Here is a 19,870-nt window from a genome sequence, read left to right as displayed (position 1 = left end):
AATTCGCGGCGCAGCACGATGCCGTCGACCCGCGCGCGGACCTGCGCGACGAGGAATGCACTGGTGCGGCCCGGCAGGTCGGTGAAGACCGGGACGGCTTGCGGCTGGACGGTGACGACGCCGACTTCCGGCGTTTGCGGCGGCGGTGCCGATTCTTTTTTCCCGCACGCGGCCAGGAAAACGGCGGCCGTCGCGACAGTGATTAAGCGGTATGGAACCCGTTCGACGCGCATGGAGCGACCTCTGTGTATAACCAATGGAATAAGTGCCGCGCCCGAGCGGAGCGCAACACGGATGCGCCTCGCGGCGCTGATCGAACACCTGAATTACTGGACTGCTAGAGACTGCTGGATACAGCAAGTCGGCACGAGACCTCCGTGCCGACGGGACGCCGCGAACTGCGGACAAGTACTAGGGCGGGAATCAGCAGAGTGGGATATTAACTGATTGCCACTTGGGTCATTCGATCGTAGGGTGGTATTGTATATACATTCACGAATGTATGTAAAAAGCCCGTTTGTACGCCGCCGGCTGTCCAGTCTTACGAATTGTTACCGGAAGCAAGCATAGCCCGTCTGCATGACGGCGACGAGGGGTGGCGACCCTCTATTCACCGACGATCGATCCAATCAGGCCTGCACATGGTCAGACGTACCAAGGAGGAGGCGCTCGAGACACGCAATCGCATTCTCGACGCCGCCGAACACGTGTTCTTCGAGAAAGGCGTGTCGCACACGTCGCTCGCGGACATCGCCCAGCACGCCGGCGTGACGCGCGGCGCGATCTACTGGCATTTCGCGAACAAGAGCGAACTGTTCGATGCGATGTTCAACCGCGTGCTCCTGCCGATCGACGAACTGAAGCGGATGCCGCTCGACGCGCCGGGCGGCAATCCGCTCGAGAAGGTGCGCCAGATCCTGATCTGGTGCCTGCTCGGCGTGCAGCGCGACCCGCAGCTGCGGCGCGTGTTCAGCATCATGTTCATGAAGTGCGAATACGTCGCGGACATGGAGCCGCTGCTCCAGCGCAACCGCGCGGGGATGAGCGAGGCGCTGCACATGATCGACGCCGATCTCGCGGTGGCCGTGGGGCTCAAGCTGCTGCCCGAGCGGCTCGATACGTGGCGCGCGACGCTGATGCTGCACACGCTCGTCAGCGGCTTCGTGCGCGACATGCTGATGCTGCCCGACGAGATCGACGCCGAGCAGCATGCGGAAAAGCTCGTCGACGGCTGCTTCGACATGCTGCGCTACAGCCCGGCGATGCTGAAGGACGGCGACTGACCGCGCGGCGCGTCGCACGCCCTGTCGCCGCGCGGGGTCAGGCCGCCTTCGCGCGCCGCGCGCGGGCCCGCCGGTTCGACGCGGCCACCGAATCGCGCGCCGGCATCGGCGCGCCGGCCAGTCCCGCGATCCACGCGTCGGTCGACATCACCGCCGCGAAATTCGACTGGAACACCACCCCGTACGCGCGGTGAATCTCTTCGGCGCTCACCGCGCCCGCTTCGTTCTCGTAGGGCAACGTGCCCGTCGCGTCGTTCAGGTACTCGACCTTCAGCCCCGCATGCGCCGCGTGATAGACCGTCGACGCATTGCAGTTGTGCGTCATGTAGCCGGCCACCGCGAGCGTGTCGATCCCGTGCGCGTCGAGCCACGCGGCGAGATCGGTGCCGGCGAACGAGCTTGCCTGCGCCTTCTCGATCCGATGCGCGTACGGCCGGCTCGCGACCACCGCGTGCAGCGCGACGCCGTCGCTGCCGGGCGCGAAAATCGGCGCGCCCGCCGGCGCGACGTGCTGCACCACGATCACCGGCACGCCGGCCGCGTGCGCGGCGTCGATCGCACGGCCGATGTTCGCGAGCGACACGTCGAGCGGCGGATATTCGATCGGCAGGTTGCCCGTCACGTATTCGTTCTGCACGTCGATCACGATCAGCGCGCGGCGGTTGGCGGGACGGGAAGCGGAATGCGAGGCGGCATTCGACATGGCGAGCTCCTGGTCGGGAGGCGCTGCCCCGCCCCGGAGCGGGGCGGCCAGCAGTGCGATGCAATGCATTGTCGGGCCGCATGGCGTGCGTCGATAGTGGCCCGATAGCCATTCTTCGATAAAATCGGGCCATCGCCGTTCCGGAGTCCGCCATGCCCGCCGTCGCCTCGTCCCCGTCCGCTCCGACCGTCGTCGCCGTGATCGCGTACGACGGCATCAGCCCGTTCCATCTGTCGGTGCCATCGGTCGTGTTCGGCAAGGAACGCGACGCGGCCGTGTCGCCCGTGTTCGAATTCCGCGTCTGCTCGGCCGAGCGCGGCCCGCTCGCGACCACGGGCGGCTTCACGATCACCGCGCCGTACGGGCTCGACGCGCTCGACGATGCGGACATCGTCATCGTGCCTTCGTGGCGCGACCCGGACGAAACGCCGCCCGACGCGCTGCTCGATGCGGTGCGCGCGGTCGCCGCGCGCGGCGCCGAGCTCGTCGGCCTGTGCCTCGGCGCGTACGTGCTCGCCGCGGCGGGGCTGCTCGACGGCCGCCCGGCCACCACGCACTGGGCGTGGGCCGACGATTTCGCGCAGCGCTTTCCGCGCGTGCGACTCGATCCCGACGTGCTGTATGTAGGCGACGGCAACCTGATGACGTCGGCCGGCACGGCGGCAGGCCTCGACTGCTGCCTGCACGTCGTGCGGCGACGCTTCGGCTCGGACGCCGCGAACCGGATCGCGCGCCGCCTCGTGATCCCGCCGCACCGCCAGGGCGGCCAGGCCCAGTACGTGCCGCAACCGGTCGCCGCGCACCCGCGCGATGCGCGGCTCGCGGGCCTGCTCGATTGGGTGCGCGCCCATCTCGACGCCGCGCATAGCGTCGATTCGCTCGCCGAACGCGTGCTGATGAGTCGGCGCACGTTCACGCGTCACTTCCGCCAGGCGACGGGCACGACCGTCACCGCGTGGCTGCAGGCCGAGCGGCTCGCGCGCGCGCAGCATCTGCTCGAAACCACCGGACAATCGATCGACGCGATCGCGCAGGCGGCCGGCTACGGCTCGAGCGTGTCGCTGCGCCAGCGTTTCGCGGGCGCGCTCGGCACGTCGCCGTCTGCATATCGAAGGGAATTTCGCGGCGCCGGCGCCGGTAACGACGCGGGACGGTGATACGCGCCGTGCGGGCGCGACGCAGGCCGTGACGCGGAACCGGGCGACCGCTCAGCCGCCGTTGAACCAGCGTGCCGCGTAAAGCAGCAGCGCGACGAACACGATCATCGCCGCCCAGGCCCACACGGGCACCGTGCCGGAATCGCGATGCCGGAGCGCGCTCGCCGCCCGCCCGCTCAGCGTACCGCCGAGATGCGGCGGCAGCGAACGCTTCGTCGCGGCCATCAGCGATGCCGGCCGCAGAAAGACATGCTGGCGTCGCTGCGCGGCGGCGCTCGCGCGATTCGGCACGAGGCCGTGCTTCGCCTGCACGACCGCGCAGAACTCACGGAAGAACGCGTCGGTCCATTCGCGCAGCGCATTGTCGATCTGCCGCCCCGGCAACTCCGCGAGCGGCCCGCTCGCCGTCGCCCAGACCACGTACTCGATGCGCGTGGCGGTCGCATCGTCATCCGGCATCAGCACGAGCTCGACCTGGCCGCGCAGCGCGCCGAGGCCGTCGGCCCGCGCCTTGAAGTTGAGCACGCGGCGCGGCTGCCCTTCCGCGTCGCCCTGTTCGGCGGCCGCATGCGCGCGCACGTCGTAGCGGGCGCGCAGCGGGCCCAGCGGCACCGTGATCGTCAGCGCGAACTCGCCGTGCGCGAGTTTCACGAACGATTCGCAATGATCGAAGCTCGCACGCAGCAGCGCGAGATCCTCCAGCGCTCCCCGCACGACAGGCGGCGCGAGCGGTACGCGTAACGTGTCGTTCAATTCCATGACGCCTCCCCGATGAACGCGCGCCGCATCAGGACGTCTCGACGAGACTGTCGACCCGTGCGACATCGAAGGCGACGTAGTGCGCGAGCACGGCGGCCGCCTCCTTCGGTTCTTCGTAACTCCATGCGACGTTCTCGATCACGCCGTCTTCCGTCTGCAAGTCGAAATGCACGGCCTGCCCCCTGAACGGGCAGGCGGTCGTGACGCCCGATTTCACGAGCCGGCGCATGTTGACGTCGCTGCGCGGCAGGTAGTGGATGTCCGGGAGCCCCGCTTCACGCACGGTCAGCGCGCCGTGCGAATCGGCATAGGTGATGCCGCGATGGATCACGCGCACGCGATGACGGTTCGGCACGATTTCGAGTCGGGGGTCGGCTGCATCGGACATCGTTTCTCCTTCGGGCGGCCGCCAGGCCGGGCAGGAAACGAAAAAGCCACGGCACGCATGCCGTGGCTTTCATTATGGGCGAAACTTCGTCCGAGTGCGCGTCCCGGGCCCGGGCCGCGCGCGGGCGGCTACTGCGCACTCCACTGGAACGCGGCTTTCGCGCCGCCCTTCGCGCCGACCGTGACGGCGCGCGATTCGTCGCTGCCCTGGTACGACGCATGCACCGTATAGCGCCCCGGCGGCAGCTTCACCAGCATATACGGCCCGCGCGCGTCGGTCGCCAGCACCTCGGTGCCCTTGCCGTCGACGATCCGGACATGGACGTCGGCCAGGAACTCGCCGCCCTTGCCGGTGAAGCGCAGCGCCAGCGGCCATGACGCCTCGTTACTCTGGAATGCCGTCGACTGGTCCTTGCCGATACCGCCCGACACATAGCTGATATCGCCTTGCTGGCTCGCGGCGGGCAGACCGTCCGACTGCGCGTACGCGCCGGTCGCACCGGCCGCGAGGCCGGCGGTCAGCGCCGCGGCGACGGCAAATCGGGACACGTTGCGTAGATGTTGCATGGCTCTCTCCTTGGGGTCGGAACACATACGGGGCGCAGCGTCACGCGATCGAGCGGCGGCGGCGCCCGCCGCGGCCGGCCGGGCCGGCCGTCGGCCGTGGCCGGTCAGCTCAGGTCGACCGGCACGAAGATCTGTGCATTATCGCGCTGGATCAACAGAGCAAGACTGTTGCCCGCGCCCTTCACCGCGTCGCGCAACTGCTCGGGGCTCGTGACCGGGCGGCCGTTCACCGCGAGGATCACGTCGCCGGGCTGGATGCCCGCGTTGGCGGCCGGCCCGCCGGCCTGCTGCACGATCAGCCCGTGCGACAGGTTGTCGGCGTTGCGCTCCTGCGGCGACAGCGGCCGCACCGCGACACCCAGACGACCCTGCTCGACCGGCCCGCCGTCGTTCGACGCGAGCTTCGCATCGGCCATCGCGCCGAGCGTCACGCTGATCGACTTCTTCGACTTGTCGCGCCAGATCTGCAACTCGGCCTTCGAACCCGGCTTCAGGTTCGCGATCTGCGCGGGCAGCGACGTCGAATCGGCGACCGGCGAGCCGTTGACCGACAGGATCACGTCGCCCGGCTGCAGGCCGGCCTTCGCGGCCGGACCGTTGGCGTCGACCGAGCTGACGAGCGCACCGTCCGGCTTCGGCAGCCCGAACGAGCTCGCGAGCGTCTGGTTCAGCCCCTGCACGGCCACGCCGAGACGGCCGCGGCTCACATGGCCCGTCTTCACGAGCTCGTCCTTCACCTTGATCGCCTCGTTGATCGGGATCGCGAACGACAGGCCCTGGAAGCCGCCCGTCTGCGAGTAGATCATCGAGTTGATGCCGATCACCTCGCCCTGCAGGTTGAACAGCGGGCCGCCCGAGTTGCCGGGGTTCACCGGCACGTCGGTCTGGATGAACGGCGTGTAGTTCTCGTCCGGCAGCGCACGCGACTTCGCGCTGATGATGCCCGACGTGACCGTGTTGTCGAAGCCGTACGGCGAGCCGATCGCGACGACCCACTGGCCGACCTTGCTCTGCGCCGGATCGCCGATCTTCACGGTCGGCAGGCCGCTCGCGTCGATCTTCAGCACGGCGACGTCGGACTGCTTGTCGGAGCCGACGACCTTCGCCTTGTATTCGCGCTTGTCGGTCAGCTTGACCGTGACGACGTTCGCGCCGTCGATCACGTGCGCATTGGTGAGGATGTACCCGTCGGCGCTGACGATGAAGCCCGACCCGAGGCTTGCGCTCGGCTGGTCGTCCGGCTGCGCGTCGCCGCCCATGCCCGGCACCTGGCCGTAGAAGTGCTTGAAGAACTGGTAGAACGGGTCGCTCGGATCGATCGGCAGTTGCGGCTGCGGCGCGCGCCGCGACACCTGCTTCACGACATGCTTCGCGCTGATGTTCACGACCGCCGGGCCGTAGGTCTCGACGAGCCCGGAGAAATCGGGGATGCCGGTCTTGGCGGCGGCTTCGGCCGGCATCATGGCGGCCTGCGCGGGCGTGATGATCTGCGGATCGGCGCGGCGGGTACCGGCGAAATAGCCTGCCGACAGGGCGGCCGCCACGGCGACCGCGACGGTGCCGCGTGCAAGGAATCGGGTGTTCATCGTAGGACCTCCTCGTTGTTAGGACGCAGCGTAACGACCCTGACTTAAAGGAGGCTTAATCAGCCTTAAGCGGGGCTTAAGCGACCTCCGGCGCCGGGCCGGCCCCGCGTCCCGTCAGGCGGATTCGGAAGGCTGCGGCGCCTGGGCCGGCATCTCGGCATCGCGGAACACGACGCTGACGAGCAGGCCGCCCGCGGCCGCATCGCCGAGCGACACCGTCGCGCCCTGCTGCGCGGCCACGCGCTTGACGATCGCGAGCCCGAGCCCGCTGCCCGACACGTCGGTGCGCGCGCGCGCCGTGCTGTCGCGATAGAAGCGGTCGAACACGCGTTCGCGCTCGTCGGCCGGAATGCCCGGCCCGCTGTCGGCGATCTGCACGCACGCGCGGCCGGCCGCGTCGCGCGTCAGCGACACGTCGATGCGGCCGCCGTCCGGCGTGTACTTCACCGCGTTGTCGAGCAGGTTGCCGAACATCACGCGCAGCGCGCCGACGTCCGCGACGACGCTCGCCGCGCGCGTTTCCTCGAAGCCGAGATCGATGTCGTGCCGCTGCGCGAGCGGCGCATGCGCGGCCACGCATTCGGCGAGCAGCGCCTGCAGGTCGACCGGTTCGCGCATCGTCGCACCGTCCGGCTCGGCGCGGGCGAGCGCGAGCAGTTGCTCGGTGAGGCGCGTCGCGCGCGACACGCCGTCCTGGAGATCCGCGATCGCCTCGCGGCGCGATGCATCGTCCTTCGCGCGCGCGACGAGCTGCGCCTGGATCTGCACGGCCGCGAGCGGCGTGCGCAATTCGTGCGCGGCGTCGGCGACGAACGCCTTCTGCGTGTCGAGCGCCGACGACAATCGCGCGAGCAGCCCGTTCAGCGCCCGCACGAGCGGCTGCACCTCGAGCGGCAGCCGGCCGTCGGGCAGCGGATCGAGCGCTTCCGGCCGGCGCGCCTCGACCGCGCGCGTCACGCGGCCGAGCGGCGCGAGCCCGCGCCCGACGATCCCCCACACGGCCGCGCCGAGGAACGGCAGCAGCACGATCAGCGGCCACAGCGTGCGCAGCGCGACGTTCGCCGCGAGCCGGTTGCGCACCGACAGCGGCTGCGCGAGCTGCACGACGTTGTCGCCGACGATCGCGCCGTACACGCGCCATTCGCCGCGATCGGTGCGCTCGGTCGAGAAGCCGAGCTCCGCGCGCGGCGCGATCGGCGCGCGCGGATGCGAGAAGTACATCAGCACGCCGTTGCGGTTCCAGATCTGGATCACGATGCCTTCGTCGCCGTTGGTGCGCGAGCCGAACACCTGCGAGAACGGCTCGGACGGCAGCGCCGCGGCGATTTCCTGCAGCTGGTAGTCGAACAGTTCGTTCGCCTCGGCGAGCGCCTGCCGGTAGATGAGCCAGCCCGCCATGCCCACGCCCGCGACCACGATCGCGAGCAGCCAGATCAGCAATTGATGACGAATCGACCGCACGCGTCAGCTTTCCTTGACGACCATGTAGCCGAGCCCGCGCACGTTGCGGATCAGGTCCGAGCCGAGCTTCTTGCGCAGCGCGTGGATGTAGACCTCGACCGTGTTGCTGCCGATCTCCTCGCCCCAGCCGTACATCTTCTCCTCGAGCTGACTCTTCGACAGCACCGCGCCCGGCCGCGCGAGCAGCGCCTCGAGCAGCGCGAACTCGCGCGCGGACAGCGCGACGGGCGCGCCGTCGAGCGTCACCTGGTGCGCGGCCGGATCGAGCGTCAGCGCGCCGTGGCGGATCAGCGACTCGCTGCGCCCGGCCTGGCGGCGGATCAGCGCGCGCATCCGCGCGCCGAGCTCGTCGAGATCGAACGGCTTGACGAGGTAGTCGTCGGCGCCCGCGTCGAGCCCCTTCACGCGATCGGCGACCGCGTCGCGCGCGGTGACGATCAGCACCGGCAGCGCCAGCCCGCGCCCGCGCAGCGTGCGCAGCACGTCGATGCCGTCGCGCTTCGGCAGCCCGAGATCGAGCAGCAGCAGATCGTACGTCTCGCCGCCGAGCGCCGTCAGCGCAGCGTCGCCGTCCTGCACCCAGTCGACCGCAAAGCCGTCCGAGCGCAGCGCCTTGCGCACGCCTTCGGCAATCATTCGATCATCTTCGACAAGCAGAATCCGCATCGGGCCACGCATCCATGGGGCGAGTCAAACACGGCGACCATTGTAGCGCCGCGAATCGCGTGCGCGGCACCCTGCAATGCAACAGTAAGGCGGATTGCAAGGGGCGTGCCGCGACTTGTCTCTACAATGTGCGCTTCGGCGCCCCGCGCGCCCTGCCCGAGCCCCCGCTTTTCCCGTATTCGCCCATGCCGATTTCCGATCTTTCCGCCCGGTTCGCCCCTCGCGCCCGCGTCTGCCTGCGGGCGGCCGCCGTCGTCGCCACCTGCACCGCGCTCGCGTTCGCGCCGCCCGCGCAGGCCCGCAAGAAATCCCACAAGGAAGCGCGCAAGAGCGCCGTCGTGTCGCCGGCCGCGCGCGCGGCCGGCCTGCCGGCATCGGTGCTCGTCGCGCTGCAGCGCGCGAAGGTGCCGGCATCGGCGATGAGCGTCGTGGTCGAGCGCGTCGGCGATCCGCAACCGCTGATCGCGTGGAATGCGAGCCGGCCAATGCTGCCGGCCTCGACGATGAAGCTCGTGACGACCTTCTCGGGCCTGTCGATCCTCGGCCCCGACTACCGCTGGCGCACGACCGCGTACACGGACGGCACGATCGACCCCGACGGCACGCTGCAGGGCAACCTGTACATCAAGGGCACCGGCGATCCGAAGCTCGTGCCCGAAGAATTGATCGACCTCGTCGACAAGCTGCGCAAGGCGGGCGTGAAGCGCGTGGCCGGCGGCCTCGTGCTCGACAAGAGCTATTTCGCGGCGTCGACGCGCGACCTGCCGTCATTCGACGACGATGCAAGCGCGCCGTACAACGTCGGCCCCGATCCGCTGCTGTACGCATTCAAGGCCGTGTCGTTCACGGTCACGCCGGGCGACGACGGCAAGGTCGCCGTCGACGTGCTGCCGCCGCTCGCGGACCTGTCGATCGACAACCAGCTCGTCGAAGGCTCGGGCTCGTGCAGCGCGGCCGCCGCGGCCGCGCGCCCGACGCTGACGGCCGGCGGCGGGATCATGACCGCGTCGTTCGCCGGCGACTACCCGCTGCGCTGCGGCGCGCACACGACCAATCTCGCGATCCTCGATCACACGACCTTCTTCGCGCGCGGCTTCCTCGCGCTGTGGCAGCAGGACGGCGGCACGATCGCGGGGCCCGTGAGCGAAGGCAAGGTGCCGACCACCGCGCGGCCGCTCGCCGTGCATCACAGCCCGGTGCTCGGCAGCATCGTCTACGACATCAACAAGTTCAGCAACAACGTGATGGCGCGCAACCTGTTCCTGACGATCGGCGCGGTCAGCGGCAAGCCGCCCGCGACGCCCGAGCAGTCGAGCCGCGCGATCCAGGCGTTCCTGCAGAAGAACGGCATCGCGATGCCCGATCTCGTGCTCGAGAACGGCTCGGGGCTGTCGCGCGAAGAGCACGTGAGCGCGCTGTCGCTCGCCGCGCTGCTGCAGGCCGCGAACGCGAGCCCGGTCGCGCAGGCGTTCGTCGATTCGCTGCCGATCGCCGGCATCGACGGCACGATGAAGAACCGCCTCACCAACGCCGGCGTGCTCGGCAACGCGCACATCAAGACCGGCACGCTGCGCGACGTGCGCGCGATCGCCGGCTACGTCGCCGGCGCGGACGGCCAGAGCTACGTCGTCGTCAGCTTCATCAACGACGATCGCGCGGAAGGCGCACGCGCCGCGCACGACACGCTGCTCGAGTGGATCTACGCGGGCGCGCACTGACGCTCCGCGCACCGCGCATCGGGCCGTCGTGACAACGCGGCCCGCGCTCCCGCTGCTCCGCGTCGCCCGCGAAATTTCGCGCTGCGCGGTTTGAAACGCCGCCGCCACCCTCGTGCAACGCGCTGTGCGCACGCCATGCCCGCAAAACGGGGCCGCACCGCCCGGCCCCGTGCAGTACGGATTCCGTAGAAACCCTGTCCTCAGAGGGAACCCTCTACGCTGCCCCCTCGCCTAGCGCGTGGCGATTGCGTAGGCTGTTGGCCTGACCGATATCTACAACGGGCCACACGCCCGGCCTCATGGCTTGCAGGGGAACGAAGGAGACACTCGCCCATGCGATTCGACGTCGAATTGCTTCTGCTCGCGCTGGCGCCCGTCTTCCTGCTCTGCATCGCGTGGGAGGCCTGGCACCTCGCCCGCACCCGTGCGCACGACCGCATCTATGCGTGGCGCGACACGCTGTGCAACGCGGCGCTCGCGCTGATGCACCAGGGCGCCGACAAGCTCGCATGGCTGTTCGTGATTCCCGTCTATGCGTACTGCTACCGGCACTATCGTCTTTACACGTGGCACGACGGCTGGCTGTCGTTCGCGGTGCTGTTCGTCGCGCAGGACTTCCTCTACTACGTGTTCCATCGCGCGAGTCATCGCGTGCGCTGGCTGTGGGCCGCGCACGTCGTGCACCACTCGTCCGAGCGGATGAATTTCTCGACCGCGTTCCGCCAGAGCCTGATGTACCCGGTCTCGGGCATGTGGCTGTTCTGGCTGCCGCTCGCGTTCGCCGGCTTTCCGCCGCAACAGGTCGTCGGCATCGTGCTGATCAACCTCGCGTTCCAGTTCTTCGTGCACACGCAGGCGATCGGCAAGCTCGGCTGGCTCGAATACGTGCTGAACACGCCGTCGATCCACCGCGCGCACCATGCGCGCAACGCGCGCTACATCGACCGCAATTACGCAGGCGTCCTGGTGATCTGGGATCGCCTGTTCGGCAGCTATGTCGACGAAACGCCCGACGATCCGCCGCAGTACGGAATCGTCGAGCGGCTCGGCTCGAACAACCCGCTCGTCGCGACGTTCCACGAGTGGGGGGCGATGGCGTCCGACGCGTGGCGCGTCGGCGGATGGCGCAACAAGCTGCGCGCGATTTTCGGCCCGCCCGAATGGGCGAGCGCTTATCATGCGCAGATTGCCGAGGCCGCGAACCCCGATCCGCGCACCGTGCCGCCGGCGGCTGCGCGCGACCGATAAACCGTTTCAGCCAACGGCCGCCGCGCAGCCCGGAACCGAGCAGGCACGCGGCAGATGAGAAACACATCAGGGCCATATCTACGAGGAGATAGAACGATGCAGACACAACAACACGCACTTTCCCGCACGCGTGGGCGCATGCTGCGCACCGCGCAGGTCGCGATCGCCGGCGCCGCGCTCGCGCTGCTCGCCGCATGCGGCGGCGGCGACGACAACAACGGCAGCAGCGCGTCGACCACGCCGCCGTCGGGCGTGAAGATGCAAATCGTGTCGTTCGGCGACAGCCTGTCCGACGTCGGCACCTACTCGCAAATCAAGCTCGGCTTCGGCGGCGGCCGCTTCACGACCAACCCGGGCCAGGTGTGGACGCAGAACGTCGCGCAGTACTACGGCGACACGCTGCAGCCCGCCAACCAGGGCGGCTTCGGCATCCCGCTGCAGGCCACCGGCGGCCTCGGCTACGCGCAGGGCGGCTCGCGCGTGACGCTGCAGCCGGGCATCGGCCATGCGGACGCGAGCGTGCCGAACCCCGACTACGCGCAGGCGACCACCACGCCGATCGCCGATCAGGTCAAGCAGTACCTGACGCAGCACGGCAGCTTCAACGCCGGCCAGATCGTGCTGATCAACGGCGGCGCGAACGACATCTTCTACCAGGCCCAGGTCGCGCAGGCGCAAGGCAATACGCCGGCCGCGCAGCTCGCGGCGGCGCAGGCGATCGGCCTGGCCGCGCAGCAGCTCGGCGGAATCGTCCAGCAGATCGTCGCGGCAGGCGCCACGCACGTGTTCGTCGCGAACGTGCCGGACATCGGCAGCACGCCGCTCGCGCTGCAGGGCGGCACGCAGGCCGCGTTCACGCAACTGTCGGGCCTCTTCAACCAGACGCTGGCCGGCACGCTGGCCGCGCTGAAGGTCGACACCACGAAGGTCGCGGTGGTCGATTCGTTCACGTGGCAGGACGGCATCGCGGCCAACTACCAGGCGAACGGCTTCAGCGTGAAGAACACCGATACGGCCTGCAACCTGAAGGCGATGGTCCAGGCCGCGACGCAGTACGGCGTCGCGAACGCGACCGCGTTCGGCTCGTCGCTGTTCTGCTCGCCGCAGACCTACACGGTCGCGAACGCGGACCAGACCTACATGTTCGCCGACACGGTCCACCCGACCACGCGCCTGCATGCGCTGTTCGCGCAGTACGTCGAACAGCAGATCGCGAAATCCGGCGTCGGCAAGTAAGCCGCCGGCCACGCGCCCAAGCGAAAACGCCTGACCGGTTCGCGCCGGTCAGGCGTTTTTTCATTCTCGAGCGGAAGGCGAAGGCTGCGTCAGTCGCGCGCTTCGAACGCGGCCGCCGCGCGGCCGAGACGATCGTTGACCGCGATCCATTCGACGGTCTCGGGCAGCTTCTCGACGAGGATGCGCGCGACCTGCGCGCGGTCGAGCGCCCGCAGCATCCCGTACAGGTCGCGCGCATAGGCCTGCGGATCTTCCGGCGCCGCGATGAAATGCACGCCGTCGGCCTGCGCCCAGTGCGCTGCCCGCGATGCGCGCGCGACGAGCGCGACGCGCTCGCCGTCGGTCTGCGCGGCCGCGAGCAGCGGCTCGAGCGCGTCGAACGGCAGCAGCGCGAGCGGCGTGCGCGGCGCGTAATGCGCTTTCAGCGTGCCCGACGCGCGCGGCGCCGTCGCATCGCTGCCGTCCGGCAGCCTCGGTGCGCGGCCGAGCACGTCGGCGATCTGTTGCGGCGTCACGTGGCCCGGGCGCAGCAGCGCCGGGAAGCCGCGCGACAGGTCGAGAATCGTCGACTCGATGCCGACTTCGGACGCGCCGCCGTCGAGCACGTGCACGGTATCGCCGAACTCGTCGCGCACGTGCTGCGCGGTCGTCGGACTCACGTGGCCGAACCGGTTCGCGGACGGCGCGGCCACGCCGCCATGGCCGCCGCGCCGCGCGCTGAACGCGGCCAGCAGCGCCTGCGCGACCGGATGCGACGGACAGCGCAGCCCGACCGAATCCTGCCCGCCGCTCACGGCATCGGGAATGCGCGCATGGCGCTTCAGGATCAGCGTGAGCGGGCCCGGCCAGAATGCATCGATCAACGCGTGCGCGTCGGCCGGCAGGTCGTCGGCCCAATAGCCCGGGTCGCCGCCGGGCGGCAGATGCACGATCACCGGATGGTTCGCGGGCCGCCCCTTCGCCGCATAGATGCGCGCGACGGCCTCGGGGTTCGCCGCGTCGCCGCCGAGCCCGTAGACGGTCTCGGTCGGAAACGCGACGAGCTGGCCCGCGTCGAGCAGCGCGGCGGCCGCGTCGATCTGCGCGGGCGTCACGTGCTTCGGGAGATCGATGGACATCGGCCCGCGCCTCAGTCGAGCGGCACGCGCAGCAGGTGCGCGCACGCGGTGGCGGCGGCGACGGCTTCGTCGCGCGTCTCGGCCGTGAAGTTCACGTGGCCCATCTTGCGGCCGACGCGCGCTTCTTCCTTGCCGTACAGATGCAGGTGCGCGGCCGGCATCGCGGCGACCGTGTCCCACGGCGGCGTGACGGCGTCGGCCGCCGCACCGTTGGGAAACCACACGTCGCCGAGGATGTTCAGCATCGCGGCCGGCGAATGCTGGCGCGGATTGCCGAGCGGCATGCGCGTCATCGCGCGCACCTGCTGCTCGAACTGGCTCGTTGCGCACGCATCGACCGTGTAGTGGCCGGAGTTGTGCGGGCGCGGCGCCATTTCGTTCGCGACGAACGAGCCGTCCTCCAGCACGAAGAATTCGACGCACAGCACGCCGACGTAGCCGAGCGTATCGGCGATCCGCACGGCCGCCTGCTGCGCCTCTTCGACGCGCGCGGCGTCGGCCGCCGGCGCCGGCACGACCGTCAGCGCGAGGATGCCGTTGTGATGCACGTTCTGCGCGAGCGGGAACGCGGCCGAGCGGCCGTCGGCGCCGCGCGCGATCAGCGCCGACACTTCGTATTTCAGCGGCAGGCGCTTCTCCAGCACGCACGGCACGCCGCCGAGCGCGGCATGCGCGTCGCGCGCTTCCTGCGCGGTGGCGACACGCACCTGGCCCTTGCCGTCGTAGCCGAGGCGGGCCGTCTTCAGGATGCCCGGCAGCACCGCGTCGAGCGCCGCATCGTCGAGCGCGACGAGCGCCGCCGCCGATTCGATCACGACGTGCGGCGCGACCGGCACGCCCGACGCCTCGATGAATCGCTTCTCCGCGATCCGGTCCTGCGCGACCGCGACGCAGCGGCCGGCCGGTGCGACGAACGTCGTGCGCGCGAGGAAATCGAGGCTCGCGGCCGGCACGTTCTCGAACTCCGTCGATACGGCGTCGCACAGGTCCGCCAGTTCGGCGAGTGCGGCTTCGTCGTCGTACGCCGCGCGCAGGTGGCGATCGGCGACTGCGCCGGCGGGGCTCGTCGGATCGGGATCGAGCACGGCGACGCGATAGCCCATCGACTGGGCGGCAAAGCAGAACATGCGGCCGAGCTGGCCGCCGCCGACCATGCCCAGCCACGCGCCGGGCAGGATCGGGGAAACGGAATCAGGAGTTGCGGTCATGTCAGTGGTCGGTCGCGGCGGAACGCGGAAAGGCCCGCCGCAGTAGGAAAATCCGGCGCCGGCCGCAGCGTGCGGCCGCGCGCCATGCCGTCATTCCAGCGGCGGCAGCACCATCGCGTGCGCGGCTTCGTTCTGGCGCACGCGGAACGCGGCGAGCCGGTTCGCGTAGTCGACCGAGTTCCCGGACAGGATCGACACCGCGAACAGCGCGGCATTCGCGGCGCCGGCCTCGCCGATCGCGAACGTCGCGACCGGCACGCCCTTCGGCATCTGCACGATCGAGTGCAGCGAATCGACGCCCTTCAGGTATTTGCTCGCGACCGGCACGCCGAGCACGGGCACCGTGGTTTTCGCGGCGAGCATGCCGGGCAGGTGTGCGGCGCCGCCGGCGCCCGCGATGATCGCGCGCAGCCCGCGCTCGCGCGCCTTCTCCGCATAGTCGAACATCTCGTCGGGCATCCGGTGCGCGGACACGACCTTCGCTTCGTACGGCACGCCGAATTCCTGCAGGATGGCGACCGCGTGCTTCATCACGTCCCAGTCGGAACTCGAACCCATCAGCACGCCGATCAGCGGCGCGCTGTGCGTGTGGGCGGTCTGGACTTCACTCATTTCTCTTCCTCGATCAGGCAAGCGACTGGCCCGTGATGCGCTCGAGCGCTTCCTGGTACTTCGCGGCCGTCTTCTCGACGACGTCGGCCGGCAGCGCCGGCGCCGGCGCCGTCTTGCCCCACGGCTGCGCCTCGAGCCAGTCGCGCACGAACTGCTTGTCGAACGACGGCGGGTTCGTGCCGACTTCGTACTGGTCGGCCGGCCAGAAGCGCGACGAATCGGCGGTCAGCACTTCGTCCATCAGATACAGCTTGCCGTGGTTGTCGAGGCCGAATTCGAACTTCGTGTCGGCGATGATGATGCCGCGCGTCGCCGCGTAGTCGGCCGCTTCCTTGTACAGGCGGATCGAGATGTCGCGGATCGTCGCGGCCAGCTCGGTGCCGATGCGGCGCTCGGTTTCCTCGAACGTGATGTTCTCGTCGTGCTCGCCCATCTCGGCCTTCGCGGCCGGCGTGAAGATCGGCTCGGGCAGCTTCTGCGCGTTCTGCAGGCCTTCCGGCAGCTGCACGCCGCACACGGCGCCCGACGCCTGGTATTCCTTCCAGCCGCTGCCGGCCAGGTAGCCGCGCACGACCGCTTCGATCATGATCGGCTCGAGGCGCTTGACGACCACGCCGCGGCCCTTCACCTGCTCGACCTCGTCGGCCGCGACGACCGCTTCCGGCGCGTCGCCCGTCAGGTGGTTCGGCACGATGTGCGCGAGCTTGTCGAACCAGAAGTTCGCCATCTGGTTCAGCACGCGGCCCTTGTTCGGAATCGGCTCGCCCATTACCACGTCGAAGGCCGACAGGCGATCGGTCGTGACGATCAGGAGCTTGTCGTTGCCGACCGCGTAGTTATCGCGAACCTTGCCGCGACCGAGAAGCGGCAGCGAGCGGAGCGTGGATTCGTAAAGGGTAGACATCGTCTTTTCGCAGATAAGGAGCCAAACAAAAAGGGAAACGCCGTTCCCCGCGGCAGGCGGGAACGGCGGTCTTGCAATACGTCGGCGAACCGGCGGGCGCAGCACCCGGGCGGCTGCCGGCCGGCCCTTGTTCGGCCGGACGGAACGGCTGCCGGGGCCGGATCAAATCCGGCCGAACGGGCAGCCAGCCCATGCCCGGCGGCAGAACCGGGCGGGGCAATCGTACTACAGTCTCAGCGCACGACCTGTGCGAGCGCGCCCGACTTGTACTGCTCGGCGATCTTGTCGAGCGACACCGGCTTGATCTTGCCGGCCTGGCCTTCGCAGCCGAACGCGAGGTAACGGTCGACGCACACCTGCTTCGCGGCTTCGCGCGCGGGCTTCAGGTAGTCGCGCGGATCGAACTTGCCCGGGTTCTCGAACAGGTAGCGGCGGATCGCGCCGGTGATCGCGAGACGCAGGTCGGTGTCGATGTTGATCTTGCGCACGCCGTGCTTGATGCCTTCCTGGATTTCCTCGACCGGCACGCCGTAGGTTTCCTTCATGTCGCCGCCGAATTCGCGGATCTCGGCCAGCAGTTCCTGCGGCACCGACGACGAACCGTGCATCACCAGGTGCGTGTTCGGAATGCGTGCGTGGATTTCCTTGATGCGCTGGATCGACAGGATGTCGCCCGTCGGCTTCTTCGAGAACTTGTACGCGCCGTGCGACGTGCCGATCGCGATCGCGAGCGCGTCGCACTGCGTGAGCTTCACGAAGTCGGCGGCCTGCTCCGGATCGGTCAGCAACTGCTCGCGGGTCATCGTGCCTTCCGCGCCGTGGCCGTCTTCCTTGTCGCCCTTCATCGTCTCGAGCGAGCCGAGCACGCCGAGTTCGGCTTCGACCGTCACGCCGATCGAGTGCGCCATCTCGACGACCTTGCGCGACACGTCGACGTTGTACTCGTACGACGCGACCGTCTTGCCGTCGGCTTCGAGCGAACCGTCCATCATCACGCTCGTGAAGCCGCTGCGGATCGCGGCCGTGCAGACCGCCGGCGACTGGCCGTGATCCTGGTGCATCACGACCGGGATGTGCGGATACGATTCGACCGCTGCTTCGATCAGGTGGCGCAGGAACGGCTCGCCCGCGTACTTACGCGCGCCGGCCGATGCCTGCATGATCACGGGCGCGCCGACCTGATCCGCCGCCGCCATGATCGCCTGGACCTGCTCCAGGTTGTTCACGTTGAAGGCCGGCAGGCCGTAACCGTGCTCTGCCGCGTGGTCCAGCAATTGACGCATTGATACGAGAGGCATTGTGGAACTCCTTGGAATGAAAACCGGTGCGCCCTGACGCCGGCGCGGCGCTCACTCCCCTCTGAACCGGGACGGCGCGGCGCGGCTGAGCGTCGAATAGCCGCATTTTATCGCGAAGCGCCTCCGATTCCGACCGCCCGGTGGCGCCCGCTCGCAATTTGTTACGTTCGCACGGCACAATCGGGCCAAAAAGGAGAAAAAAAGCCGCGCGGGGCTTCGGACCCCGCGCGGCCTGTGCGCAAAAAAACGGTGCCGGATCGATTGCAGCCGATCCGGGCCGCCGGTCTGCCGGCCGGCGCGATGCGGTTCAGCCGGCGCTCAATAGTGCTCGCCGACCCGCACGATCTTCAGCGTGTTGGTGCCGCCCGCCTGCCCCATCGGCTCGCCGACGGTCAGCACGACCATGTCGCCGTGCTGCACGTAGCCCTGCTTGACGACGATCTCGAGCGCGGCCTGCAGCGCCGAATCGCGGTCGCTGTTGAAGTCGACGTGCAGCGGCGTCACGTTGCGGTACAGCGCCATCGTGCGCTCGCTGCCGACGCGCGGCGTCAGCGCGAAGATCGGCACGTGCGTGTAGTGACGCGACATCCACAGCGCGGTCGCGCCCGATTCGGTCAGCGCGATGATCGCCTTCGCGCCCAGGTGGTACGCGGTGAACAGCGCGCCCATCGCGATCGACTGGTCGATCCGCGTGAACGTGCGGTCGAGGAAGTCCTTGTCCAGCTCGACTTCTTCCGACTTTTCCGCCTCGACGCACACGGCCGCCATCGTCTCGATCGTGACGACCGGATACTTGCCGGCAGCCGTCTCGGCCGACAGCATCACCGCGTCGGTGCCGTCGAGCACCGCGTTCGCGACGTCCGACACTTCCGCGCGGGTCGGCACCGGCGCGTAGATCATCGATTCCATCATCTGCGTCGCGGTGATCACGAGCTTGTTCGACTCGCGCGCCATCCGGATCATCCGCTTCTGCAGCGCCGGCACGGCCGCGTTGCCCACTTCGACCGCGAGGTCGCCGCGCGCGACCATGATGCCGTCGGACGCGTCGAGGATGCTCTGCAGCGCCGGAATCGCCTCCGCGCGTTCGATCTTCGCGATCATCTTCGGCTTGATGCCGTACGGCGCGCCCGCGATGTTCGCGAGCTGGCGCGCCATTTCCATGTCGGTCGCGTTCTTCGGGAACGACACCGCGACGAGGTCCGCGCCGAGCGACATCGCGGTGCGGATGTCCTCCATGTCCTTCGCGGTCAGCGCCGGCGCCGACAGGCCGCCGCCCTGGCGGTTGATCCCCTTGTTGTTCGACAGCTCGCCGCCCACCTTGACGATCGTGTGGATCTCGTCGCCGAGCACGCGCTCGACGGTCAGCACGATCAGGCCGTCGTTCAGCAGCAGCAGGTCGCCCGGCTTCAGATCGCGCGGCAGCTCCTTGTAGTCGAGGCCGACGCGCTCGTCGTTGCCGAGTTCGCAGCCCGCATCGAGGATGAACGGCTGCCCCGGCACGAGCGTCGTCTTGCCGTTCTCGAACTTGCCGACGCGGATCTTCGGGCCCTGGAGGTCGGCCATGATCGCGATCTCGCGGCCAACCTTGCGGGCGGCCTCGCGCACCATTTCGGCGCGCTGGCGGTGATCGTCGGCCGTGCCGTGCGAAAAATTGAGCCGCACGACGTCGAGGCCCGCCTGCATCATCTGCAGCAGAATCTCCGGCGAACTGGATGCCGGGCCGATCGTGGCGACTATCTTGGTGGCGCGCTGCATGAAACTCCTCATCTGGATCAAGGTGGATGCGCTGGGTGAAACGCTGCGAGAGCCGGAACCGGCAGGCCCAGCGGCCGCCGTTCCGGGGGGCGTGCCGGTGCTGGCGCCCGGCATCGCTTTGTTCTGAATCTCGTGGTGCTGCACGGCCGCGTCGCCGGCGGCCGCCGGTGCGCGCGGGGCGGTGTTCGCCCGCGCGGGCGCGCG

General features: G+C 69.1%; 19 protein-coding genes and 1 pseudogene. 6 read left to right on the top strand and 14 right to left on the bottom strand.

What is annotated here, in order from left to right:
- A pseudogene (locus tag J8I33_RS25415) lies at positions 1 to 233 on the bottom strand (efflux transporter periplasmic adaptor subunit); the annotation flags it as partial.
- A 408-nt stretch (positions 234 to 641) separates the two neighbouring features.
- Between J8I33_RS25415 and J8I33_RS25410 the strand changes: the two are divergent.
- The gene (locus tag J8I33_RS25410; RefSeq protein ID WP_209928304.1) at positions 642 to 1,283 is read left to right on the top strand and encodes a TetR family transcriptional regulator; all 642 of its coding nucleotides are present in this window, start codon (positions 642 to 644) and stop codon (positions 1,281 to 1,283) included.
- A gap of 37 nt (positions 1,284 to 1,320) precedes the next feature.
- On the opposite strand, the gene J8I33_RS25405 is transcribed toward J8I33_RS25410, so the two are convergent.
- Positions 1,321 to 1,986 carry a cysteine hydrolase family protein gene (locus tag J8I33_RS25405; protein WP_209928303.1) on the bottom strand — a complete coding sequence of 222 codons (666 nt, stop codon included), beginning with the start codon at positions 1,984 to 1,986 and terminating at the stop codon, positions 1,321 to 1,323.
- A 152-nt stretch (positions 1,987 to 2,138) separates the two neighbouring features.
- On the opposite strand from J8I33_RS25405, the gene J8I33_RS25400 reads away from it, so the two are divergent.
- Positions 2,139 to 3,143, top strand: a complete 1,005-nt coding sequence (locus tag J8I33_RS25400; RefSeq protein WP_209928301.1) for a helix-turn-helix domain-containing protein — start codon at positions 2,139 to 2,141, stop codon at positions 3,141 to 3,143.
- Positions 3,144 to 3,194: 51 nt separating this feature from the next.
- On the opposite strand, the gene J8I33_RS25395 is transcribed toward J8I33_RS25400, so the two are convergent.
- The 6 genes from J8I33_RS25395 to J8I33_RS25370 form a co-directional block, all read right to left on the bottom strand.
- Positions 3,195 to 3,902 (bottom strand): SRPBCC domain-containing protein, encoded by a 708-nt coding sequence (locus J8I33_RS25395; protein WP_209939372.1) that lies wholly within the window; start codon positions 3,900 to 3,902, stop codon positions 3,195 to 3,197.
- Positions 3,903 to 3,930: 28 nt separating this feature from the next.
- The gene (locus tag J8I33_RS25390; protein ID WP_209939371.1) at positions 3,931 to 4,290 is read right to left on the bottom strand and encodes a DUF427 domain-containing protein; all 360 of its coding nucleotides are present in this window, start codon (positions 4,288 to 4,290) and stop codon (positions 3,931 to 3,933) included.
- A gap of 128 nt (positions 4,291 to 4,418) precedes the next feature.
- A complete protein-coding gene (locus tag J8I33_RS25385) occupies positions 4,419 to 4,856 on the bottom strand; it encodes a carboxypeptidase-like regulatory domain-containing protein (protein WP_089488778.1) in 438 nt (145 codons plus the stop codon).
- A gap of 104 nt (positions 4,857 to 4,960) precedes the next feature.
- A complete protein-coding gene (locus J8I33_RS25380) occupies positions 4,961 to 6,442 on the bottom strand; it encodes a DegQ family serine endoprotease (RefSeq protein ID WP_089488779.1) in 1,482 nt (493 codons plus the stop codon).
- A 114-nt stretch (positions 6,443 to 6,556) separates the two neighbouring features.
- Complete coding sequence (locus tag J8I33_RS25375; protein WP_050014534.1) at positions 6,557 to 7,903, bottom strand: ATP-binding protein; 1,347 nt, start codon at positions 7,901 to 7,903, stop codon at positions 6,557 to 6,559.
- A 3-nt stretch (positions 7,904 to 7,906) separates the two neighbouring features.
- The gene (locus J8I33_RS25370; protein ID WP_050014536.1) at positions 7,907 to 8,569 is read right to left on the bottom strand and encodes a response regulator; all 663 of its coding nucleotides are present in this window, start codon (positions 8,567 to 8,569) and stop codon (positions 7,907 to 7,909) included.
- Between the two features lie 185 nt (positions 8,570 to 8,754).
- Here J8I33_RS25370 and dacB point away from each other — a divergent pair, with 185 nt between their 5' ends.
- From dacB to J8I33_RS25355, 3 genes are all read left to right on the top strand, one after another.
- Entirely contained in the window at positions 8,755 to 10,287 is a 1,533-nt protein-coding gene (gene dacB, locus J8I33_RS25365) for a D-alanyl-D-alanine carboxypeptidase/D-alanyl-D-alanine-endopeptidase (RefSeq protein WP_050014537.1), read from the top strand.
- A gap of 333 nt (positions 10,288 to 10,620) precedes the next feature.
- Positions 10,621 to 11,535, top strand: a complete 915-nt coding sequence (locus tag J8I33_RS25360; protein WP_209928299.1) for a sterol desaturase family protein — start codon at positions 10,621 to 10,623, stop codon at positions 11,533 to 11,535.
- Positions 11,536 to 11,631: 96 nt separating this feature from the next.
- A complete protein-coding gene (locus J8I33_RS25355) occupies positions 11,632 to 12,771 on the top strand; it encodes an SGNH/GDSL hydrolase family protein (protein WP_124556536.1) in 1,140 nt (379 codons plus the stop codon).
- A gap of 89 nt (positions 12,772 to 12,860) precedes the next feature.
- On the opposite strand, the gene J8I33_RS25350 is transcribed toward J8I33_RS25355, so the two are convergent.
- From J8I33_RS25350 to pyk, 6 genes are all read right to left on the bottom strand, one after another.
- Positions 12,861 to 13,889, bottom strand: coding sequence for an L-threonylcarbamoyladenylate synthase (locus J8I33_RS25350; protein ID WP_050014541.1), 1,029 nt, complete (start codon positions 13,887 to 13,889; stop codon positions 12,861 to 12,863).
- A gap of 11 nt (positions 13,890 to 13,900) precedes the next feature.
- Positions 13,901 to 15,097, bottom strand: a complete 1,197-nt coding sequence (locus tag J8I33_RS25345) for a 5-(carboxyamino)imidazole ribonucleotide synthase (protein WP_209928297.1) — start codon at positions 15,095 to 15,097, stop codon at positions 13,901 to 13,903.
- Between the two features lie 90 nt (positions 15,098 to 15,187).
- Positions 15,188 to 15,709: a 5-(carboxyamino)imidazole ribonucleotide mutase gene (gene purE, locus J8I33_RS25340; RefSeq protein WP_050014544.1), complete on the bottom strand. Its 522-nt coding sequence runs from the start codon at positions 15,707 to 15,709 to the stop codon at positions 15,188 to 15,190.
- Between the two features lie 13 nt (positions 15,710 to 15,722).
- Positions 15,723 to 16,613 (bottom strand): phosphoribosylaminoimidazolesuccinocarboxamide synthase, encoded by an 891-nt coding sequence (locus J8I33_RS25335; RefSeq protein WP_027785305.1) that lies wholly within the window; start codon positions 16,611 to 16,613, stop codon positions 15,723 to 15,725.
- Between the two features lie 233 nt (positions 16,614 to 16,846).
- A complete protein-coding gene (gene fba / locus J8I33_RS25330; protein WP_050014549.1) occupies positions 16,847 to 17,911 on the bottom strand; it encodes a class II fructose-bisphosphate aldolase in 1,065 nt (354 codons plus the stop codon).
- Between the two features lie 318 nt (positions 17,912 to 18,229).
- Positions 18,230 to 19,666, bottom strand: a complete 1,437-nt coding sequence (gene pyk / locus J8I33_RS25325) for a pyruvate kinase (RefSeq protein WP_050014704.1) — start codon at positions 19,664 to 19,666, stop codon at positions 18,230 to 18,232.
- Between pyk and J8I33_RS34775 the strand changes: the two genes are divergently transcribed.
- On the top strand, positions 19,665 to 19,793 hold the full coding sequence (locus tag J8I33_RS34775) for a hypothetical protein (protein WP_256975618.1): 129 nt from the start codon (positions 19,665 to 19,667) through the stop codon (positions 19,791 to 19,793). The two genes, pyk and J8I33_RS34775, sit on opposite strands and share 2 nt — an antisense overlap.
- The last annotated feature ends 77 nt before the right edge of the window (positions 19,794 to 19,870 follow it).

It is taken from the genome of Burkholderia sp. AcTa6-5 (assembly GCF_017815075.1).
Lineage (GTDB): Bacteria > Pseudomonadota > Gammaproteobacteria > Burkholderiales > Burkholderiaceae > Burkholderia > Burkholderia sola.
The sequence above is the reverse complement of the archived record's forward strand: the minus strand, read 5'-3'. Positions and strand labels throughout refer to the sequence as shown.